Source organism: Psychroflexus salis (assembly GCF_014640175.1).
Lineage (GTDB): Bacteria > Bacteroidota > Bacteroidia > Flavobacteriales > Flavobacteriaceae > Psychroflexus > Psychroflexus salis.
The window spans coordinates 1-18,001 of sequence record NZ_BMGL01000008.1 but is presented as its reverse complement, the minus strand read 5'-3'; the positions used below and the strand labels follow the sequence as shown (position 1 = coordinate 18,001).

The 18,001-nt window shown below is 32.9% G+C and carries 18 protein-coding genes; 11 read left to right on the top strand and 7 right to left on the bottom strand.

Annotation, left to right across the window (positions count from 1 at the left end):
- Positions 1–42 precede the first annotated feature (42 nt).
- Both IEV63_RS07525 and IEV63_RS07520 read right to left on the bottom strand, forming a co-directional pair.
- Positions 43–2,859, bottom strand: a complete 2,817-nt coding sequence (locus tag IEV63_RS07525) for a TonB-dependent receptor (protein ID WP_188406186.1) — start codon at positions 2,857–2,859, stop codon at positions 43–45.
- Positions 2,860–2,938: 79 nt separating this feature from the next.
- Positions 2,939–4,201, bottom strand: coding sequence for a beta-helix domain-containing protein (locus IEV63_RS07520; RefSeq protein ID WP_188406185.1), 1,263 nt, complete (start codon positions 4,199–4,201; stop codon positions 2,939–2,941).
- 290 nt (positions 4,202–4,491) lie between these two features.
- Between IEV63_RS07520 and IEV63_RS07515 the strand changes: the two genes are divergently transcribed.
- The gene (locus tag IEV63_RS07515; protein ID WP_188406184.1) at positions 4,492–5,181 is read left to right on the top strand and encodes a response regulator transcription factor; all 690 of its coding nucleotides are present in this window, start codon (positions 4,492–4,494) and stop codon (positions 5,179–5,181) included.
- Positions 5,171–6,241 carry a sensor histidine kinase gene (locus IEV63_RS07510; RefSeq protein ID WP_188406183.1) on the top strand — a complete coding sequence of 357 codons (1,071 nt, stop codon included), beginning with the start codon at positions 5,171–5,173 and terminating at the stop codon, positions 6,239–6,241. Before IEV63_RS07515 ends, IEV63_RS07510 begins: the two co-directional genes overlap by 11 nt.
- Before the next feature lie 26 nt (positions 6,242–6,267).
- Here IEV63_RS07510 and IEV63_RS07505 read toward each other — a convergent pair whose 3' ends face one another.
- Positions 6,268–7,317 (bottom strand): glycosyltransferase, encoded by a 1,050-nt coding sequence (locus IEV63_RS07505; protein ID WP_188406182.1) that lies wholly within the window; start codon positions 7,315–7,317, stop codon positions 6,268–6,270.
- Between the two features lie 64 nt (positions 7,318–7,381).
- Here IEV63_RS07505 and trmB point away from each other — a divergent pair, with 64 nt between their 5' ends.
- The 7 genes from trmB to IEV63_RS07470 all read left to right on the top strand — a co-directional run bounded on the left by trmB (position 7,382) and on the right by IEV63_RS07470 (position 12,180).
- Positions 7,382–8,059, top strand: coding sequence for a tRNA (guanosine(46)-N7)-methyltransferase TrmB (trmB, locus tag IEV63_RS07500; RefSeq protein ID WP_188406338.1), 678 nt, complete (start codon positions 7,382–7,384; stop codon positions 8,057–8,059).
- Positions 8,060–8,063: 4 nt separating this feature from the next.
- Positions 8,064–8,687 carry a LysE family translocator gene (locus IEV63_RS07495; RefSeq protein WP_188406181.1) on the top strand — a complete coding sequence of 208 codons (624 nt, stop codon included), beginning with the start codon at positions 8,064–8,066 and terminating at the stop codon, positions 8,685–8,687.
- Positions 8,680–9,015, top strand: coding sequence for an MGMT family protein (locus IEV63_RS07490; protein WP_188406180.1), 336 nt, complete (start codon positions 8,680–8,682; stop codon positions 9,013–9,015). The genes IEV63_RS07495 and IEV63_RS07490 overlap by 8 nt, the downstream gene beginning before the upstream one ends.
- Positions 9,016–9,334: 319 nt before the next feature.
- Positions 9,335–10,477, top strand: coding sequence for an Mrp/NBP35 family ATP-binding protein (locus IEV63_RS07485; protein WP_188406179.1), 1,143 nt, complete (start codon positions 9,335–9,337; stop codon positions 10,475–10,477).
- On the top strand, positions 10,477–10,719 hold the full coding sequence (locus IEV63_RS07480) for a NifU family protein (RefSeq protein WP_188406178.1): 243 nt from the start codon (positions 10,477–10,479) through the stop codon (positions 10,717–10,719). Before IEV63_RS07485 ends, IEV63_RS07480 begins: the two co-directional genes overlap by 1 nt.
- A 61-nt stretch (positions 10,720–10,780) precedes the next feature.
- Positions 10,781–11,842 (top strand): NAD(P)/FAD-dependent oxidoreductase, encoded by a 1,062-nt coding sequence (locus IEV63_RS07475; RefSeq protein ID WP_188406177.1) that lies wholly within the window; start codon positions 10,781–10,783, stop codon positions 11,840–11,842.
- A gap of 5 nt (positions 11,843–11,847) precedes the next feature.
- On the top strand, positions 11,848–12,180 hold the full coding sequence (locus IEV63_RS07470) for a 2Fe-2S iron-sulfur cluster-binding family protein (protein WP_188406176.1): 333 nt from the start codon (positions 11,848–11,850) through the stop codon (positions 12,178–12,180).
- 210 nt (positions 12,181–12,390) lie between these two features.
- Here IEV63_RS07470 and IEV63_RS07465 read toward each other — a convergent pair whose 3' ends face one another.
- The 3 genes from IEV63_RS07465 to IEV63_RS07455 all read right to left on the bottom strand — a co-directional run bounded on the left by IEV63_RS07465 (position 12,391) and on the right by IEV63_RS07455 (position 14,630).
- Positions 12,391–13,299, bottom strand: coding sequence for a TIGR01777 family oxidoreductase (locus IEV63_RS07465; RefSeq protein ID WP_188406175.1), 909 nt, complete (start codon positions 13,297–13,299; stop codon positions 12,391–12,393).
- A gap of 61 nt (positions 13,300–13,360) precedes the next feature.
- On the bottom strand, positions 13,361–14,062 hold the full coding sequence (gene mnmC2, locus IEV63_RS07460; RefSeq protein WP_188406174.1) for a tRNA (5-methylaminomethyl-2-thiouridine)(34)-methyltransferase MnmC2: 702 nt from the start codon (positions 14,060–14,062) through the stop codon (positions 13,361–13,363).
- A complete protein-coding gene (locus IEV63_RS07455) occupies positions 14,034–14,630 on the bottom strand; it encodes a DUF4920 domain-containing protein (protein ID WP_188406173.1) in 597 nt (198 codons plus the stop codon). Before IEV63_RS07455 ends, mnmC2 begins: the two co-directional genes overlap by 29 nt.
- 101 nt (positions 14,631–14,731) lie before the next feature.
- On the opposite strand from IEV63_RS07455, the gene IEV63_RS07450 reads away from it, so the two are divergent.
- Positions 14,732–15,802: a branched-chain amino acid aminotransferase gene (locus IEV63_RS07450; RefSeq protein WP_188406172.1), complete on the top strand. Its 1,071-nt coding sequence runs from the start codon at positions 14,732–14,734 to the stop codon at positions 15,800–15,802.
- A 143-nt stretch (positions 15,803–15,945) separates the two neighbouring features.
- A complete protein-coding gene (locus IEV63_RS07445; protein ID WP_188406171.1) occupies positions 15,946–17,280 on the top strand; it encodes a fasciclin domain-containing protein in 1,335 nt (444 codons plus the stop codon).
- Between the two features lie 283 nt (positions 17,281–17,563).
- Here the strand turns inward: IEV63_RS07445 and IEV63_RS07440 are convergent.
- Positions 17,564–18,001 (bottom strand): T9SS type B sorting domain-containing protein (locus IEV63_RS07440; RefSeq protein WP_188406170.1); only part of this gene is annotated, 438 nt, incomplete at its 5' end.

Sequence of the window (18,001 nt, the reverse complement as noted above, 5' to 3'; positions counted from 1 at the left end):
AGCTTAAACTAGGTTATTGTAACAAATTAACGATTTGGTAATTTAAAATTTTAATGAGTATCCTACAGAAAAGGCTTGACCTATTTTTCGTTTTGAAAAAATTTCTGATTCTGAATTAAAAGATTTATAATAACTTCTAATCGTATCGTTTAGCAGGTTGCTAATTCCAAAGTTGATGCTGGAGTTATTGTTTTCTCCAAAGGTTTTTGTCAATTGAAAGCTTAAGTTATGAAAAGGCTGTGTATATACATCAGGAACGTTTCTAATCCCTACCACTTCTAAAGTTTCTCCTTGAACATTATAGAACAAACCACTTTGCCAACCATTGTCAAAATCGTCATAGTTCAAACTAAAGTTGATTAAAAACGGAGACTGTCCTTGAAGTTCTCTAGTATCGTCGATGGTTTGACCATCACGAGCAGCCAACTGTCTCGATTCAAATTCTCTTGGATCCATTTCTACATCAGAATCGATGAGTGATACATTCATATTTACACTAAATTTCTCTAGTGCTGGAGTAAAATCTAGCTTCTGTCTCAATTCTACTTCTACACCTAAAACCCTTGCAGAACCTACATTTCTAGGTTCGATATTGGTTGGTCTGGTTGGAAAAGCAACCATTTCTATTGGATCGGTAAAATCTTTGTAAAAGCCACTTAAAGCAATCATACCACCTGTTTGTGAATAACGTTCGTAACGCACATCAAAATTTTGAATAAATGAAGGTTCTACATCAATATTTCCTACAAATGTTAAGTTGGTAAGCGGATCAAATATTTGCGCTATAGATGCTTCTTTAAATGAAGGTCTAGCGGTTGTATTTGAATAAGAAAGTCTGAAATTAGAATTGTCTGAATATTCATAAATAAAGTTGGCAGAAGGATACAGATTTGCATCGTTAATTACTTCTTCATCATTAAGCACAATATCGCCTTGGTTGTTTTGTCCGGTATAATTTAAAACATATTGCTCAAAGCGAAGTCCTACAATAGATTTTAATTTCTCTGTAATTTTAAACTCTTCCATTGCATAAGCAGCTCTAATTTGAGCGCTCGAATTAAATGTATTGGCTGGTTGAAAATTACCCTGTATAAAAAAGCCACCATCGTTGTCTGCAGACCAAATATTATCTTCAATTAATATATTGTTTGAATTTCCATTTACAGGAACCGCATTGCTACCTCTAAATGAAATTAAATACTGATCTATAGAAAAATCTCTTTCTTTATAAATATAAGCAGCTCCAAATTTCAATTTAGCTTGTCTGTTAAACAAATTATGTTTTTTAGTAAAATCTAATTTACCTACCATATTTACTTCTTCTAAATTACGCCAAATACGTTGTGGAGCTCCTGCAGTACTTGGTCTAATAGAAAATCCTTGGTTGGTTACTTCAAAAGGAGTCACTCTTACATCTTTATCTTCAACTTTCGAAAAACTAGGTGATACCTTCCACTCTGTTATCCAATTAGCGTCTTTACTTGTATGTTTTCCTTCAAAAAGAAGGTTTGTTAAGGCTCTTTCTGAATATTCTATGTTATCTCGCTTTACTTCAATATCATCTAAAATAAGTGTTCTTCCAGTAAACAATCCAGCTTTCGATTCAGCATTTTGAAGATGAATTATATTGAATTTATATTTAGATTGTTCGGTTTGGTAACTTACGCCACCAAGCGCACTCATCAAGTTATTTCTAATACCTACATCTCCTATTTGAGTTCGGTTAGGTATAATTTGAAACTGTTCTGTTTCTGCTGGTTTAAAAAAGAAATTTTGCTCAAAATCTTCAAAATATTCTACCGTATTTCGTAAGGCAAAAGCTGCTTGATAACCAATTTTTCGATTATTCTCTAAACTAAACTGGTTAGCTGTTGAAAAGCTCAAATTAAAATCTGCATCGCTCGTAGAACGTAAAGGACCAAGGTTTGGATTAAAGGAACGTGTAACATCGGCAATATTTACTCCATTTGCATTAGTTCCGTTACCAACAGCTGCTGGAATATCTAAATTTGGAGATATAGGTAAATCTCTTGATCCATTATCAAAACCAAAAAAATCGGTTACTTCAGTCTCTCCTTTTACAAAATCGCCATTAAAGTGCATGGTTGGATTAAAGCTGCTTCCAAAACTAATGCTGTATTCTTCTTTTGCAGAAAAATCTCTTAAATTGATATCTACCACACCACCTGTAAAGTCGGCTGGTAAATCTGCAGATGCCGTTTTAGAAACTAAGACATTTTGAATCATATTCGATGGAAAAATATCCATCTGAACAGTATTTTTATCTGGATCTAAACCTGGAATATCGACTCCGTTAAGAAGCGACTTTGTGTATCTATCTCCTAATCCACGAACATAGACAAACTTACCACCTTGAATTGAAACACCAGGAACCCTTTTAACAGCAGAAGCTACATTACTAGCTCCTGCTTTTTCCATGCTTTCTGCTGAAAGTCCATCCATAACAACACTTGAAGACTTTTGCAGATTTAATACAGATTGCTCTGTGTTTCTTTTAGCAGTTGTGGTTATAATTACTTCATCTAAACTGTCCGAACTTAAGTTAAGGGTAACATTAACCGTTTTAGTATGATTGGCTTTTACTTCAACATCGGATATATTGATGCTTTGATAACCAACAAATGAAAAAGAGATGGTATAAATACCAGGTTCTAAATTTAACTGATAATTTCCATCGAAGTCAGTACTAGTTCCTTTTGTGGTATTTAAAATTTTAACATCGGCAAAAGGCAGGACATCGTTAAGCTCTCCGTCTGAAACTGTACCTCGTAAAATTCCATCTTGTGCAATACCTAGACCCGAAAAAAGAAGTAAAAAAAATAAGAAATTGAATTTCATTTTATATGCTTTATAAATTTACAAAAAGCCCACCCTTTCGAAGGGTGAGCATTTCTTGTTTTTAAAAGTGTTTGGCTAATTAAAATCTACCTGAATTTTGAGCTGTGTACGTCCAATTAAATGCACTTAAAGTAGCTCCAGTTGTTGCATTATTTATAGATTGAACTGGTGATACAAAATTTACAGCATCTTGAGAAAAAGATGAAGTTCCTGTAGTGTCTGTAAATAAATCTGATACACTTACACCAGCTGGCAACTCAATTTCAATATTTGAAAAAGTTAGTAAACCATTTGTATAATTTGACTCTGTATCATCTGTTAAATTAACATCTGCATCAGACAAACCGTTTAACAATAAAGCATTACTAAATGAACCTAAAGCACCATCTCTAAACTGTGCGTGTTCTCTGTTCCCACTATTTGTAGCTGACTCTGTAGAATTATCATTAAAAACTGTTACATTTTCTATTGTAAATCCATCTTGAAAATCTCCTTCAGGACCATCAATTTCAAAAGCATGATCAGAAACTATAGTTTGTACAATTACTCCATTTGATATTGTACCTGAATAAGCCTGATCTAAGTCAAAAGCATCATCTCCACATCCCCACACAATAAGGTTAGAAGAGTCAACTGTACCACCAAACCATTCAATACCATCGTCTAGATTAGCAATTACTTCAATATTTCTAATAATAGTTCCATTTCCTACACCCCCAAGTGTTAAACCATTAATTTCATTTCCTTCACCAATTTCGGCACCACCATGGCGTATTGAGATATATTCTAAGTGACCTGAATTGTCGTTCGGATTGTTTCCACCATAAAGACCGTATCCTGAATTTTCAGGTAGCCCTTCGATAAGCTCTTGCTCAGCATTACCTTGAAAAGAACATGGTGCTGTTCCTAACACAATAACACCACCCCAAAGATTTCTATCTTGTATAGTTAGGTTTGTCCCCGCAGTTTGACCTATTTCAATATTATCCAAAACAGATGTAAAAACAATAGGTTCACTTGCCGAGCCAACAGCGTTTAATTTAGCTCCATTATCTATAATTAAGGCAGAAGCTAGAGTTTGCACACCTTGCTCACCTTTAACAATAGTACCTGGATCGATAGTTAAGGTAGCTCCATTATCTACTACTACTTTACCTTCTAAAATCCAAATTTTGTCGTTGGTCCAAGTTTCATCTTCTGTAATGAATCCAGAAACACGTACTTCATTTTCTGGCTCAGGATCTGTCCCACCATTAATGTTGTTATCATCATCGCTATCGCAACTAGTAAATAAGAAGCCAAACATAGCTAATACTAAAAAAGAATTAATTAAATTTTTCATTTTAAATGTTGTTATGAATTATTTTGATGCAAATAAACAACAGGACTTTAAGTTAAATGTAAATTCAAGTTTAAGTAATTTCGATTCAATGTTAAGAAAGCTTAACATTAAAAACAAGACATTAAAATTTTGTTTTTCAGACACTTATAAACTTAAAAAGGAAGTTACAATTCACTAACTTAAAGATTACATTTACTTAACAATGGCTGTAAATCTCCTAATTCACATAAAGTTTAATTAACTTTGGATATATATTAATAAAGTACTTTTGTAAAAAGTTTTCAATACACATGAAAAAAGAAGATCTTAAAATATTAATCGTGGACGATGAGCCCGATATTCTTGAAATATTATCTTACAATCTTAGCAATATTGGTTATCAAATCTTTACAGCCAACAACGGTTTAAAGGCTATTGAAAAGGCTAAAAAAGAAAAGCCACATCTTATCATACTCGATGTAATGATGCCAGAAATGGATGGCATTGAAGCTTGCGAACAAATGCGAAAAATGGAAGTGCTTAATGAAAGTGTTATTACATTTTTAACTGCAAGAAGTGAAGATTATTCTCAAATTGCTGGTTTTGATGCAGGTGCAGACGATTACATTACTAAACCCATAAAACCAAAAGTTTTAGCTAGTAAAGTAAAATCTTTACTCCGAAGATTTAAACAAAAAAACAAAAAAGAAGTATATACCGTTGGAGACATTACCATCGATAAACATGAATATAAAGTAATTATAAACGAAAACGAATTAAGCCTACCTAGAAAGGAATTTGAATTGTTAGCCCTACTTACATCAGACCCCAATAAAGTTTTTAAACGCGATGAAATTCTTCAAAATGTTTGGGGAGACGATGTAGTTGTTGGTGGAAGAACAATCGATGTACACATTAGAAAATTGAGAGAAAAACTTGGCGATTTTTATTTTAAAACAGTAAAAGGTGTTGGCTATAAATTTGTGAATAATGGGGACTAAACTCAGAAAAACCTACCGATTTGCGCTTTTTACTTCATTATATATTACATTTATATTAGCTATACTCATTTTCATATTCGAATTAATTTTCTTTAACGTTAATTGGAGTTCTATTTTATTTTTTGGTATCGCTTGTTTTTTGGTATCGTTTTTTCTAATTCAAATTCGCGTAGAAATATTTATTTATCGAAGAGTAAAGTCTATTTATGATAGTGTATCATTGTTAGATTCTGCTTCATTAAGTAAAAGTAAAATTACTACTGATATAACTTCTTTAAAACTAGAAGTTGAAAAATTTGCCAAAGACAAAAAATTAGAAATTGAAACCCTTCAAGTTAGAGAAAACTACCGAAAGGAATTTATGGGTAATATTTCTCACGAATTAAAAACACCTTTATTTACTGTACAAGGTTATATATTAACCTTATTAGATGGTGCCATTAAAGATAAAAAGGTGAGAAAAAAGTATTTAAATCGAGCAAGCAAAGGAGTCGACCGGCTACTTTATATTGTAAAAGATTTAGATATGATTACCAAGCTAGAAACTGGCGACTTAAACTTACATCAAGATGATTTCGATTTAATTGAAATGATTGAGAACGTTTTTGAGTTGCTCGAAATGAAAGCTGCTAAAAAAGAAATCTCAGTAAAATTAGATAAAAACTATCAACGTCCAGTTTTAGTTCATGGTGATCAAGAACGAGTTCAACAAGTGCTAACAAACCTAATTGTAAATTCCATTAAGTACGGAAGAAAAAAAGGAAATACAACAATTAGTATAGAAGATATCAATAAAGATCATTTGGTAATTAAAGTTATAGATGATGGCATTGGGATTGAAAAAGAACATATTCCTAGATTATTTGAACGTTTCTTTAGAGTAGACAAATCTGGCTCTCGAAAAGAAGGTGGTTCTGGGCTTGGTCTTTCAATTGTAAAACACATTATTGAAGCCCACGAAGAAAATTTAGCTGTAGAAAGTGAATTTGGTAAAGGGAGTACATTTTCCTTCACCCTAAAAAAAGCTAATCAGTATAAAAAATTAAGCATTAAAAATTAAAAACTACGGTATTTTAATTCGATTTTTTATTTCAAAAAAATAGAAAAATCAATTTCTTTTTCTTTAAAATCAGGCAACTTGTTAAACGGTATGTTTTGCAATATTGCCGCTGCTTTTTGTTCAAAATCAGCTTGTTTACAAACTAAAAACCAACCTAATTCTTGCATGCGTTTGGCAAGATATTCTTGTTCGAACTGTCCTGGAGTTGGCACTAATAAAGCAGGTTTTTGAAGTCTCAACAAATCCATCAACGAAGTATAACCCGAACGACAAATTATTTTTTTTGATTTATCCATGATTTCATTGAGCTCGGTAGTATTCAGCATATTTCTACTTTCAAAACCTATTTTTTGATCAACAAAAGACAAACTACCAGAAATTAGTATCTTTTTACCAGGCAATTTCAAAAATAAGTCTTCAACCATTTTTTCAAACAAACTTCGCTGTGGCTCAGGACCAGAAATTACTGCACAATAATCATAATAAAACTCGTTTGTAGTCGGTTTCAACCTACTTAACCAACCCAAATATTGTATTTTAAACCGATCATCTTTTAATGTAAAATGACCTAATTCTCCACTTAAACTTGGGTCATTTTCTTCATCGGGCACCCAAATTTCATTAAAATTTTTCATTTGTTGTTGATGCAATCTTGAGCTTAATTGAGAAGTAAATCCGCTTTTTACATTTAATTGATGATTGATATAAACACTGGGAATTGATTTCAAATAAACTCCTGGTCGATTATCTGAAATAATTCCATTAACTTCAATTTGCTCTGCTATGTGTCGAATTGCAGATTGGTCTTCAGCTAAAAAACGGTATAACTTCGGAATTTGTTTTAGCATGTTGAAACCTTGCCCATATTTTGTCTTGGCATATTGTACATCTAATTTGGCCAATTCAAAAATTGTAAGTGAAGGAAATTCGTTAGTTAAAAATTGAAAAGCTAATCCATCGGAAGCTAAAACCACCTTAAAATTAGCATTAAGTAATGCATTTATAATAGGCACACATCGCGTGGCATGACCTAAACCCCAATTTAGTGGAGCAACTAAAATTGTTTTTTTAGTCATAAAACATGGCAATCATTATTTAAGGCTTGAAAAATAACTAATTTTGCAGCAAATTATACAAGAAGTGGGAAGTAAAAATAAATTGAAACGTTTTAAAGAAAACGAAAATTTCGAAAATGTAATTCAACCAGAACGCGAAGAAGTAATCGATGGGAGTTACTTTTTAAGAGGAAAGTGGTCTACTAAATTTTTCAAAAACAATAATCCTTTAATTTTAGAATTAGGCTGTGGTAAAGGAGAATATACTATTGGTTTGGCTAAACGATATCCGGAATACAATTTTTTAGGAATCGATATTAAGGGTGCTAGATTTTGGAGAGGAGCCAAAACAGCAATCGAAGAAAATATACCTAATGCTAAATTTTTAAGAAGTCAAATAGAACTTGTAGATTTGCTTTTTGCTGAAAAAGAAGTAGCTGAAATATGGATAACTTTCCCAGATCCACAAATTAAATTTCAACGCACCAAACACCGCATGACTAATCCTACATTTTTAAAAAAATATCACAACATTTTACAAACCGATGGTATAGTTCATTTAAAAACAGATAGCGAATTTATGCATGGATATACCTTGGGCCTTATAGAAAGTAGCCAACATGAATTACTGTATGCACATCATGACATTTACAGCAATACAGAAATCAATCCAGCTTTAATCGAAATACAAACTTTTTACGAAAAACAGTATTTAAAAAAAAACAAAGCCATAACTTACACCAAATTTAGATTAAAATACTAAGCTTGTGGAAACAACCAAGCTATTTTTCTTTACTTTTTTTGCAGCGGCAGCAGGAGTAATTCCGCCAGGACTCATTAACATGTCTGTTGTAAAAACATCCTTAAGCTTAGGCAAAAGAAATGGCCTAATTATGGCTATTGGTGCTTCAGTTATTGTGTTTTTTCAAGCCTTGGTAGCTATTTTAATGGCACGATACATTTCAACTCACCCAAGCGTTCGTGTAATATTACTTCGCTTAGGATTAGTTATTTTAATATTACTCAGTATTTATTTCTTCATTAAAAGTAGGCTTAAACAAGGAAAAATAAATGAAGCTAAATTTAAGTCTAATAAAAGTTTTTTTAAAGGCTTAGGCCTTTCACTAATTAATATTTTCCCCATCCCATTTTTTGTAGTAATTAGTACGCTTTTCAACACCAATTCAACTAACGAATACGATACTTGGAGTATATTTTTCTTTTCGCTTGCAGCAGCGCTTGGCACATTTGCAACACTTTATTTATATATCTATTCATTTATACGCATTGGTGTTGACCGGCAAAAGTTTGCTAAAAAATCAAATCTTTTCATGGCAATTTTAATGTTAATTTTAATCGCTGTAACTTCAATACGCATTTATTATGAGTAAATTACCAGAAGATTTTTACCAAAAAGTTTACCAATTAGTAAAGCAGATTCCAACAGGAAAAGTAACAAGTTACGGTGCAATAGCTAAAGCTTTGGGATCGCCACAAAGTGCTCGAACAGTAGGCTACGCCATGAACGCATCTCATAAATTAAACAATGTTCCAGCCCATCGAGTTGTAAACAGAAACGGCGTACTTACTGGTAAACATCATTTTTCGGGTACCCACGCCATGCAGCAACTTCTAGAAGCAGAAGGGCTTGTAGTAATAGACGACCAAATTCAGGATTTCGACAAACATATTTGGCAACCTAAAAATATAGATACGTAGCTATTTCCCGCTATACATTACAAGTACGCAGTCTTCCATGCTAAAATTAAGGCTTTAGCAAAAGCTTCTAAAGTCGCTAATGCTAAAGCCAATTTTATACATCTAAGCCTTTGCGGGCTTTTCATTGCTATCGGGGCTAAAAACAAATCTTAGCAATAAAAATAAACTAATACTTTAAAACAATCACTCTTTAAAATTTAAATAAATAAGATTACTAAATCCTGTTATACCATCGTTAATTTCAATGTAACTAGCTACATAATAATTAGCTAAAAACCTATATTTGCATTTAGATTAATTCTAATTAAATTTAATTTAGATGAAGCTTAATAAATCTGATATACAAAAGGCACTTGCAACTATTAGTGTAGCTGGAGACGGTAAAAACATGGTAGATGCTGGTGTAGTTAAAAATATAATTACATTTGGAGATGAAGTTGTTGTGGATTTACTGCTGCAAACTCCAGCACTTCATATAAAAAAAAGAGCCGAAGTAGATGTTATGAAAGTAATTCATGAAAAAGTCTACGAAAAAGCAAAAGTTAAAGTAAATATTAAAGTTGAAGCTACCAAAAAGCAAAATCCCAACGAAATTAAAGGAAAACCAATTCCGGGGATAAAAAATATTATAGCCGTTGCGTCGGGCAAAGGTGGTGTCGGCAAATCTACCATTACTTCAAATTTGGCAGTTAGTTTAGCTAAAATGGGATTTAAAGTTGGCCTGCTAGATGCCGACATTTATGGTCCTTCGGGACCGACTATGTTCGATGTGCTAAACGAAAGACCGCTCTCGGTTACTGTAGATGGAAAATCAAAAATGAAACCGATTGAAAACTATGGTGTAAAAATGCTATCTATTGGATTTTTTACAAAACCCAATCAAGCAGTTATTTGGCGGGGTCCGATGGCAGCAAAAGCTTTAAACCAAATGATTTTTGATGCTGACTGGGGAGAACTAGACTTTTTGTTAGTCGATTTACCTCCTGGAACTGGAGACATTCATTTATCCATCATGCAATCTATGCCTATTACTGGTGCTGTTGTAGTTAGTACACCACAAAACGTGGCACTAATCGATGCACAAAAAGCAGTGGCCATGTTTCAACAAGAAAATATCAACGTTCCTGTTTTAGGGGTAGTAGAAAATATGGCCTATTTTACTCCCGAAGAACTTCCTGAAAATAAGTATTATATTTTTGGTAAAGAAGGAGCTAGAAATTTAGCAAACCAATTAGAAGTTCGATTTTTAGGCGAAATTCCATTAGTACAAAGCATAAGAGAAGCAGGCGATGTGGGTAGACCAGCCGCATTACAAGAAAATACTCCACTGGCAGATGCATTTTTAGAAACTACTAGAAATGTAGTTGAAGAAGTGGTAAAACGTAACGAATCCATCCCTCCTACCGAAGCCATACAAATAACCACAATGGCTGGGTGTAGTGCGGTTAATAAGAAGAAATAATGACAGGAATTGAATTAAAAACATCTGTAGAAAATGCTTTAGAAGAAATTCGCCCCTTTTTACAAAACGATGGTGGCGATATTAAACTTTTAAGCATTGAGAATGACAAGCTCGTAAAAGTTCAATTGTTAGGTACCTGTGTTGGCTGTGCTGTAAATCAAATGACACTTAAATCTGGGGTTGAAATGACCATTAAAAAACACGCCCCACAAATCGAAAGCGTTATTAATATTGAAGCTTAAATTGACACTTGTCATTTTAAATTGAAAATTATAATGAAAACTTTGCTACGAAAATAAAGCTATGATAAAAACAGACATTCTAATAATTGGAGCTGGACCTACTGGATTATTTACTGTATTTGAAGCAGGGCTACTTAAACTAAAATGCCACTTAATCGATGCTTTGCCACAGCCAGGTGGGCAATTAGCAGAATTATATCCTAAAAAACCCATTTACGATATTCCTGGTTACCCAGAAGTAAAAGCTGGCGAGTTAGTAGACAATCTTATGGAGCAAATTAAATCTTTCCAACCTGGGTTTACCTTAGGCGAAGTTGCTCAAAATATTGATAGACAAGAAGACGATAGCTTTATTGTTACTACCAATAAAGGAACAATGCACCATGCAAAAATTATTGCAATAGCGGGTGGCTTAGGTAGTTTTGAACCAAGAAAACCACCCATTAAAAATCTCTCTAAATTTGAAGATTTAGGTGTACAATACATGATTAGAGATCCTGAAAAATTTAGGAATAAATCTGTTGTTATAGCTGGTGGTGGAGATTCTGCACTAGATTGGAGTATTTATTTAGCTGATATTGCAGATGAAGTAACCTTAATTCACCGTAGAAATGAATTTCGTGGTGCTTTAGAATCAGTAGATCGTGTGAAAGAATTAAAGGATATCGGTAAAATTAAACTCGTTACTCCAGCTGAAGTCGTAGATGTATACGGAAGTTCAAATCTTGAAGGTGTTATGGTTAGAAAAAACAATAATCCTGAAGAAGACTTTGCTCTAGCAGCTGATTATTTTATTCCTTTATTTGGTTTGTCTCCTAAATTAGGCCCAATAGCCAATTGGGGATTAGAAATTGAAAAAAATGCAATAAAAGTCGATAACACCCTAGATTACCAAACCAATATTCCTGGTATTTATGCTATTGGCGATGTAAATACCTATCCTGGTAAATTAAAACTTATTTTATGTGGTTTCCATGAAGCTACCTTGATGTGTCAGAGTGCATATCAAAAAATCTATCCTAACAAACGTTATGTTATGAAATATACAACTGTTGGTGGTGTTACAGGGTTTGATGGTTCAAAAAAAGAAGCTCCAAAGGCGGTCGTAAAAAGTATAGATTAAACCGGATGCAAGACGTAAATATTACTATTATCGATCGTAATGGAGTAACTCATAAAATTGAAGCTCCTACAGACATGGCTATGAATTTAATGGAAGTAGTTCGCTCGTACGAATTAGCTCCAGAAGGAAGCATCGGAATTTGTGGCGGTATGGCCATGTGTGCATCTTGCCAATGTTATATTGAATCTGATACAAATTTACCAGAAAAAGAAGATGATGAAGAAGCCATGCTAGCTGAAGCATTTTTTGTTAAAGAAAATAGCAGGTTAGGTTGTCAAATCCCAATTAATGAAGATTTAGAAGGCTTAAAAGTTAGATTAGCTCCAGAAGATATTTAATACAAACAAAACTAGGTATCAAAAAAGATGCTAGTTATAAAATACCAATTTAAATAAACCTTAGCATTTACCAGTTGTTCTTAAGTTTAATGCGAGTAAACAAAAAAGTATGTCGGCTAAATTTATAAGATGAATAATAATTGCTCTCGCTTGAGTATTATTTTTATATCCATCTAGACAGATATTTTCTTTTAGTTGATTAAAGTAGGTTTATAATAAATCTTTTAAAGCATTTTTTAGATAAGGAAAACTAAACTGAAAGCCATGATTTGTAAGTTTTTTTGAACTAACTAACTGACTAGCCAAAACAATAGTAGACATCTCGCCTAAAGCTAATTTTAAAGCAAAGCTAGGCACATTAGGCAAGAAAAGCGGCTTTTTAACTTGCTTGGCAATACATTCTGTCATTTCTTTATTAGTTACGGGGTTGGGTGCTACAGCATTATAAACACCACTAAGCTGATGTTTCGCAGCATATATAAACAAATTTACTAAATCGTCAATATGAATCCAAGATTGCCACTGTTTTCCAGAACCTAGTGGTGCTCCTATATAATATTGAATAGGCTGTAAGATACGTTCTAAAGCTCCACCTTTTTTAGACAGCACAAGACCAATTCTTAATTTAGCAACGGCAATATTTAAAGCTTTAATTTCATCTAAGCTACACTCCCATTCTTCAACCACATGCCCAATAAATTCCTTATTATGAAACTCTTCATCTTCATCTTCTGTATGAAGTCTTGTAAACGAATTTTTATAAATACCAATAGCACTGGCAGACACCAAATGACTAACCTGATGTTCCATTTCACTTAACGACTTAGCAAGCAAAAAACTAGAATTTGTTCTGCTTTCAATAATTTCTTTTTTATACTTGGGTGTCCAACGTTGGGCTACATTAGCCCCAACAAGATTAATAATAACATCTACTTCATGAAAGCAATCCCTATCAATTTCATTTTCTGATGGATTCCAATAAAAACCAGCATAATGATCAGTTTTAGTTATTTTTTGTTTCGATGTTGTTAAGTAATTTACTGCAATCCCTAATTCGTGGCACTTCTTTACAAGTGTACTCCCAATCATCCCTGTAGCTCCTGTTATTAAAAATCGCATATCTAACTTTTTATCAAAAGTAGTTTGAAATTTTGAGCTAATACTCGAACTTTAAAGATGTTTAACAGGGTGTTTTAATTGCTCTTAACATTTCCCTTTTTCCTGGAGGACCACCAATTTTTTCAACCGTAAAACCGCTTTCCAATAAGTTTCTTCTAAAACTTCCTTTCACAGAATACGTAACCATGATTCCTTGCCAATTAATCATTCGATAAAGTTGATCAGTAATTTTTTTGGTCCAAAGTTCGGGTTGTGCATTTGCTCCAAAAGCATCAAAATAAACTAAATCAAATGTTTTTCCTTGCTTATAATTTTCAAATAAGCCATAGATTTTCGTGAAACTAAAATACTGATTTAATAAATGTTTTGATCCAAAGTCTAATTGGTGAAGATTTAAAAAATCACTTTTTGTATAAGGTAAGTGTTGATGAAAGTTTAATTGTTCTACTTCTTCAATTTTAACAGGGAAAGCTTCAATTGCAGTGTAATCTATATGCATATTGTTTTTTAGGGCTTCAATTGCTGTTAATATACAATTTAATCCAGTACCTAAACCCATTTCAAAAATAGAAATGGGTTTAGAGTTATTTTGTAAAATAAAATGTAAGCCAGAATGTATAAAAACATGTTGTGCTTCTAAAATCGCACCATGTTTAGAGTGGTATTGTACATTTTCAGCTTCAATGTAAATACTTTTGCTACCGTCTGCAGTGGTTAGAATTTTACGGTGTTGATTATTCTGAGGCTTTTTCTTGTTCTGCATCTTCTTTTACTCCTTCAACTTGACCTTTAAAATCTTCTTCAGTCCCTTGTACTAAGGCACCTACAGCTGTAAAAGAATATGTTATTTTGGGGGCTGTAATCGCATCAATTTCTTCTTGAGATTTACCTTCATCTTCTGCATAATGTTTTAAATCTTCTACCGATGTTTCATCTAAAAAAGCTACACCTTCAACTACCGTTTTTCTTCCTTCAGCATTTTTAGGAACGAAGAAGCCATAATCTTTAAAGCGAACCATTGTTTCTTGTTCATCACTTACAGCAAGCTTCATCCAGCATCCTTTTTTCTTACAAACCGAATTAATAGTAGATGCTATTTTAACATTGATGCTGTCTCCTACTTTTAAATTTGTGTATAAATTACTTAATTCTTCTTCTGTAAGTGCATCTTTTTCGTCTAAAGCTTCACCAAAGTTAGCATAAGGCACATTTTCTGTAACTGTTTCAACTACAACATCTTCATTGTCTGATACTTTTTCAACTTCTTTTTTTTCAGGGTTTTGACAACTAACAATAATTGATAAAAACAATACTAAAAATAGATTTTTCATATTTTTTAATGGATTTAATGGGTCATTATTATGACAAAGTTAATATCTTTACGAAAAAGTAAATAATTTTTATTTCTTACTTTTGCAACAAATTTAAACTAATGGAAACACAAAGTCTAACAATACAGATAAAAAAAGTAGAAAAATCTAAAATTAACGAAGTAGATTTTAATAATCTAGCATTTGGAAAGAATTATGCAGACCACATGATGTATTGCGACTACAAAGATGGAAAATGGCATACCCCACAAATCGTTCCATACGGACCGATGGAATTTCATCCTTCTACTAAGGTTTTTCATTATGGTCAAGCAGTTTTTGAAGGGATGAAAGCTTTTAAAGATGATCATGGAACAGTTCATCTTTTTAGACCAGAACAGAATTTTGAACGAATTAATAAATCTTCGAAGAGACTAGCTATTCCTGAATTCCCTAAAGACTTATTTTTTGAAAGTTTAGAAGCTTTAATTAAATTGGATTACAATTGGGTAAAACCAGGTCAGGGTAATTCATTATATATACGGCCTTTTGTTATCGCAACAGAAGAAGGTGTAGCTGCGGCTCCATCAGATTCATATCGGTTTATGATTATTACTTGTCCATCTCAAGCCTATTACAATAAACCTGTAAAAGTTCTATTTGCTGAAAAATTTTCTCGCTCTGCTAATGGTGGTGTGGGTTATGCTAAAGCTGCAGGAAATTACGGTGCACAATTTTACCCTACTAATTTAGCTAAAAGCAAAGGCTATGACCAAGTAATTTGGACTGACGCAAATACACACGATTACTTGGAAGAAGCAGGTACAATGAATATCTTTTTTAGAATTGGAGACAAATTATTAACCGCTCCTACAAGCGACAGAATATTAGATGGTGTTACTCGTAAAAGTGTAATTCAATTAGCAAAAGATAAAGGAATTGAAGTTGAAATTGCACCTGTAGAAGTGAAACGGATTAAAGATGCTGCCAAAGTTGGCGAATTGAAAGAAATTTTTGGAACAGGAACAGCTGCTACTATTGCTAAAGTTACCGCTTTTGAACATGCTGGTGAAGAATTTCCACTTCCAGAAGTTGATAAAGAATACAGCGTTTTAATGAAAGATTCCTTACAGGATATACAATATAACAGAGTTGAAGACAAAAATAATTGGTTACACCCAGTAAAACCTTAAGCTCTTATTATTACAAAGCTAAAATCTTGAGTCCAGTATCTTACTGGACTTTTTTTTTTGGATATTGATTAAAATAAAAATTATTTTTTTAAGAAATACGTTTCTTTAATCCATTTCGTTAGTTAGTTTTGAAACAAAAAGAAATGGTACAACAGTTTAGGTTTTCAGTTTTATTAATTTTAGTATTTACGTTCTTTATTTCTTGTGAAGATGATAGTAATTCTCAACCTATTGAAGGCTTACCAAGCACTTTAGATGTACTTCTAAAAAGCGAAGAACATATTATATTTAGCAATTTAATTGAAACATATAACTTAAAAGAACTTTTAAATAGCGGAACCTACACAGTATTTGCTCCTGTAGATGCCGTATTTGACCAAATTAACTTAACAGAACTAAATGATTCGGAAATTACAAATCTACTCCGCTATCATATTATCCAAGGGAATGCACAATCAGGCGATTTATCCAATACATATTTAAATACAGAAAGTAATTTAACAATCAACGAGAATGAAACTAACTTAAATTTGCTAATTACATTGGGTGAAAGCATTATTTTAAATGGAAACGCGAAGATTATTGAAGCAGACATACAAGCTTCTAATGGTACTGTTCATAGTATTGATGAAGTACTAAAAATACCGAAATTGAGTGATTTAATAGAAAATGATCCAAATCTAACATCACTTTTAGCTGCGTTTACATGGCCAGGTCAACCAAATTATTTAGTTAACTTGGGAACTGAAATACAAACACAACCAGCACCATTTACATTGTTTGCACCTAATAACAATGCATTTACTGAAGCTTTAACTTTACTTGAAATTGAAAGTTTAGATGACCTGGAAATTAATGCGCTAACTGAAATATTGAACTTGCATTTAGTTACAAATGCAAATTTACGTGAAATTGATTTTACTGAAGATGGAATTGAAACTGAAGGCGGACTATTAAATTATGATTTAGAAAATAATCAAATTATTGATTTTAACGAACGTGAAATAGCTTTTTCAATCCGAAATATTCAAGCAAGCAATGGCGTTTTACATGTGTTAGAAAATGTAATTTTACCCGAGTCAGATTTGGCAAATCCGGGGAATAATGAAAATGAAGTGAGCTTCACCCTAAATAATGACGCTAATTCAGCTTATTTTATTTCTGAAATTAATGGAAACGAAAATGTATCAGTCTTAAGTGAAAACAATTCAACTTGGACATTATTAATTGGTTCACGTTACAATATTAATGTTGTAAATGCCGGAAGCCATCCATTAGAGTTAAGAAATCAAGCAAATGAAACTTTACTTGCCCAATCGGAAATTATCCAAGGTAGTTTTGAAAGTGATGAAGCTATTAATTTCACAGTAGAAGGAACAATTTTTAGTTTTACATTAACACAGGAATTAGCCAGCCAACTCTCAAGTTATTTCTGTAGCAATCACCCTTCAATGAATGGAGATATTATAGTAAATTAACATCCCTGAATATTAAGACATATCTTTTTAAAAAGTTCTTTAAACAAATAGTTAATTGTAACATACAATCAGAAACTTTCATACCACACTTGATGCGACATTAAAAAACACCAATCAAAACTGTCATTCCGCACTTGATGCGGAATCTCATGAATTTGACCCAAAATGCTAAACCGGACTTGCTTTGCTTTTTCATAAGGATAAGACTCCGTGTCGCCGCACGGAGTGACAATTCCTAGGGAATGTTTACAGGTTGTTCAAACCCGTTTTACATGGATTTTCTCTACCGCTTCAACGTAAAATTAGCCTTAAACTCTTGTCTCTTTCCGGTTGATGGTTCTTCGTATTCTACGCTAAACCAGTAATCGTTTGCTGGCATTACTTTACCGTTGTACGTGCCATCCCATCCTGGGCTACTTGGACTGAGTTGTTTTAGCAGCTTTCCGTAACGATCAAAAATGTAAATTTTCGCGTTGTTTTGATTGGCTATACCAATAATATTCCATCTGTCGTTATAACCATCTTCGTTGGGGGTGAAGAATTGTGGGTAATCGATTAAGGATACTTCTACAATAACTTCGCCACAACCCCCTATATCTCTCCCGCGTACTTGGCGAACCCCAGCTTCTAAATTACTGAAGATGATGCTTACTTCTCCTTCTGCTAAACTGCTCCACGGTCCATTGTCTATCGCAAATTCATAATCGCCGTCGCCTTGAAT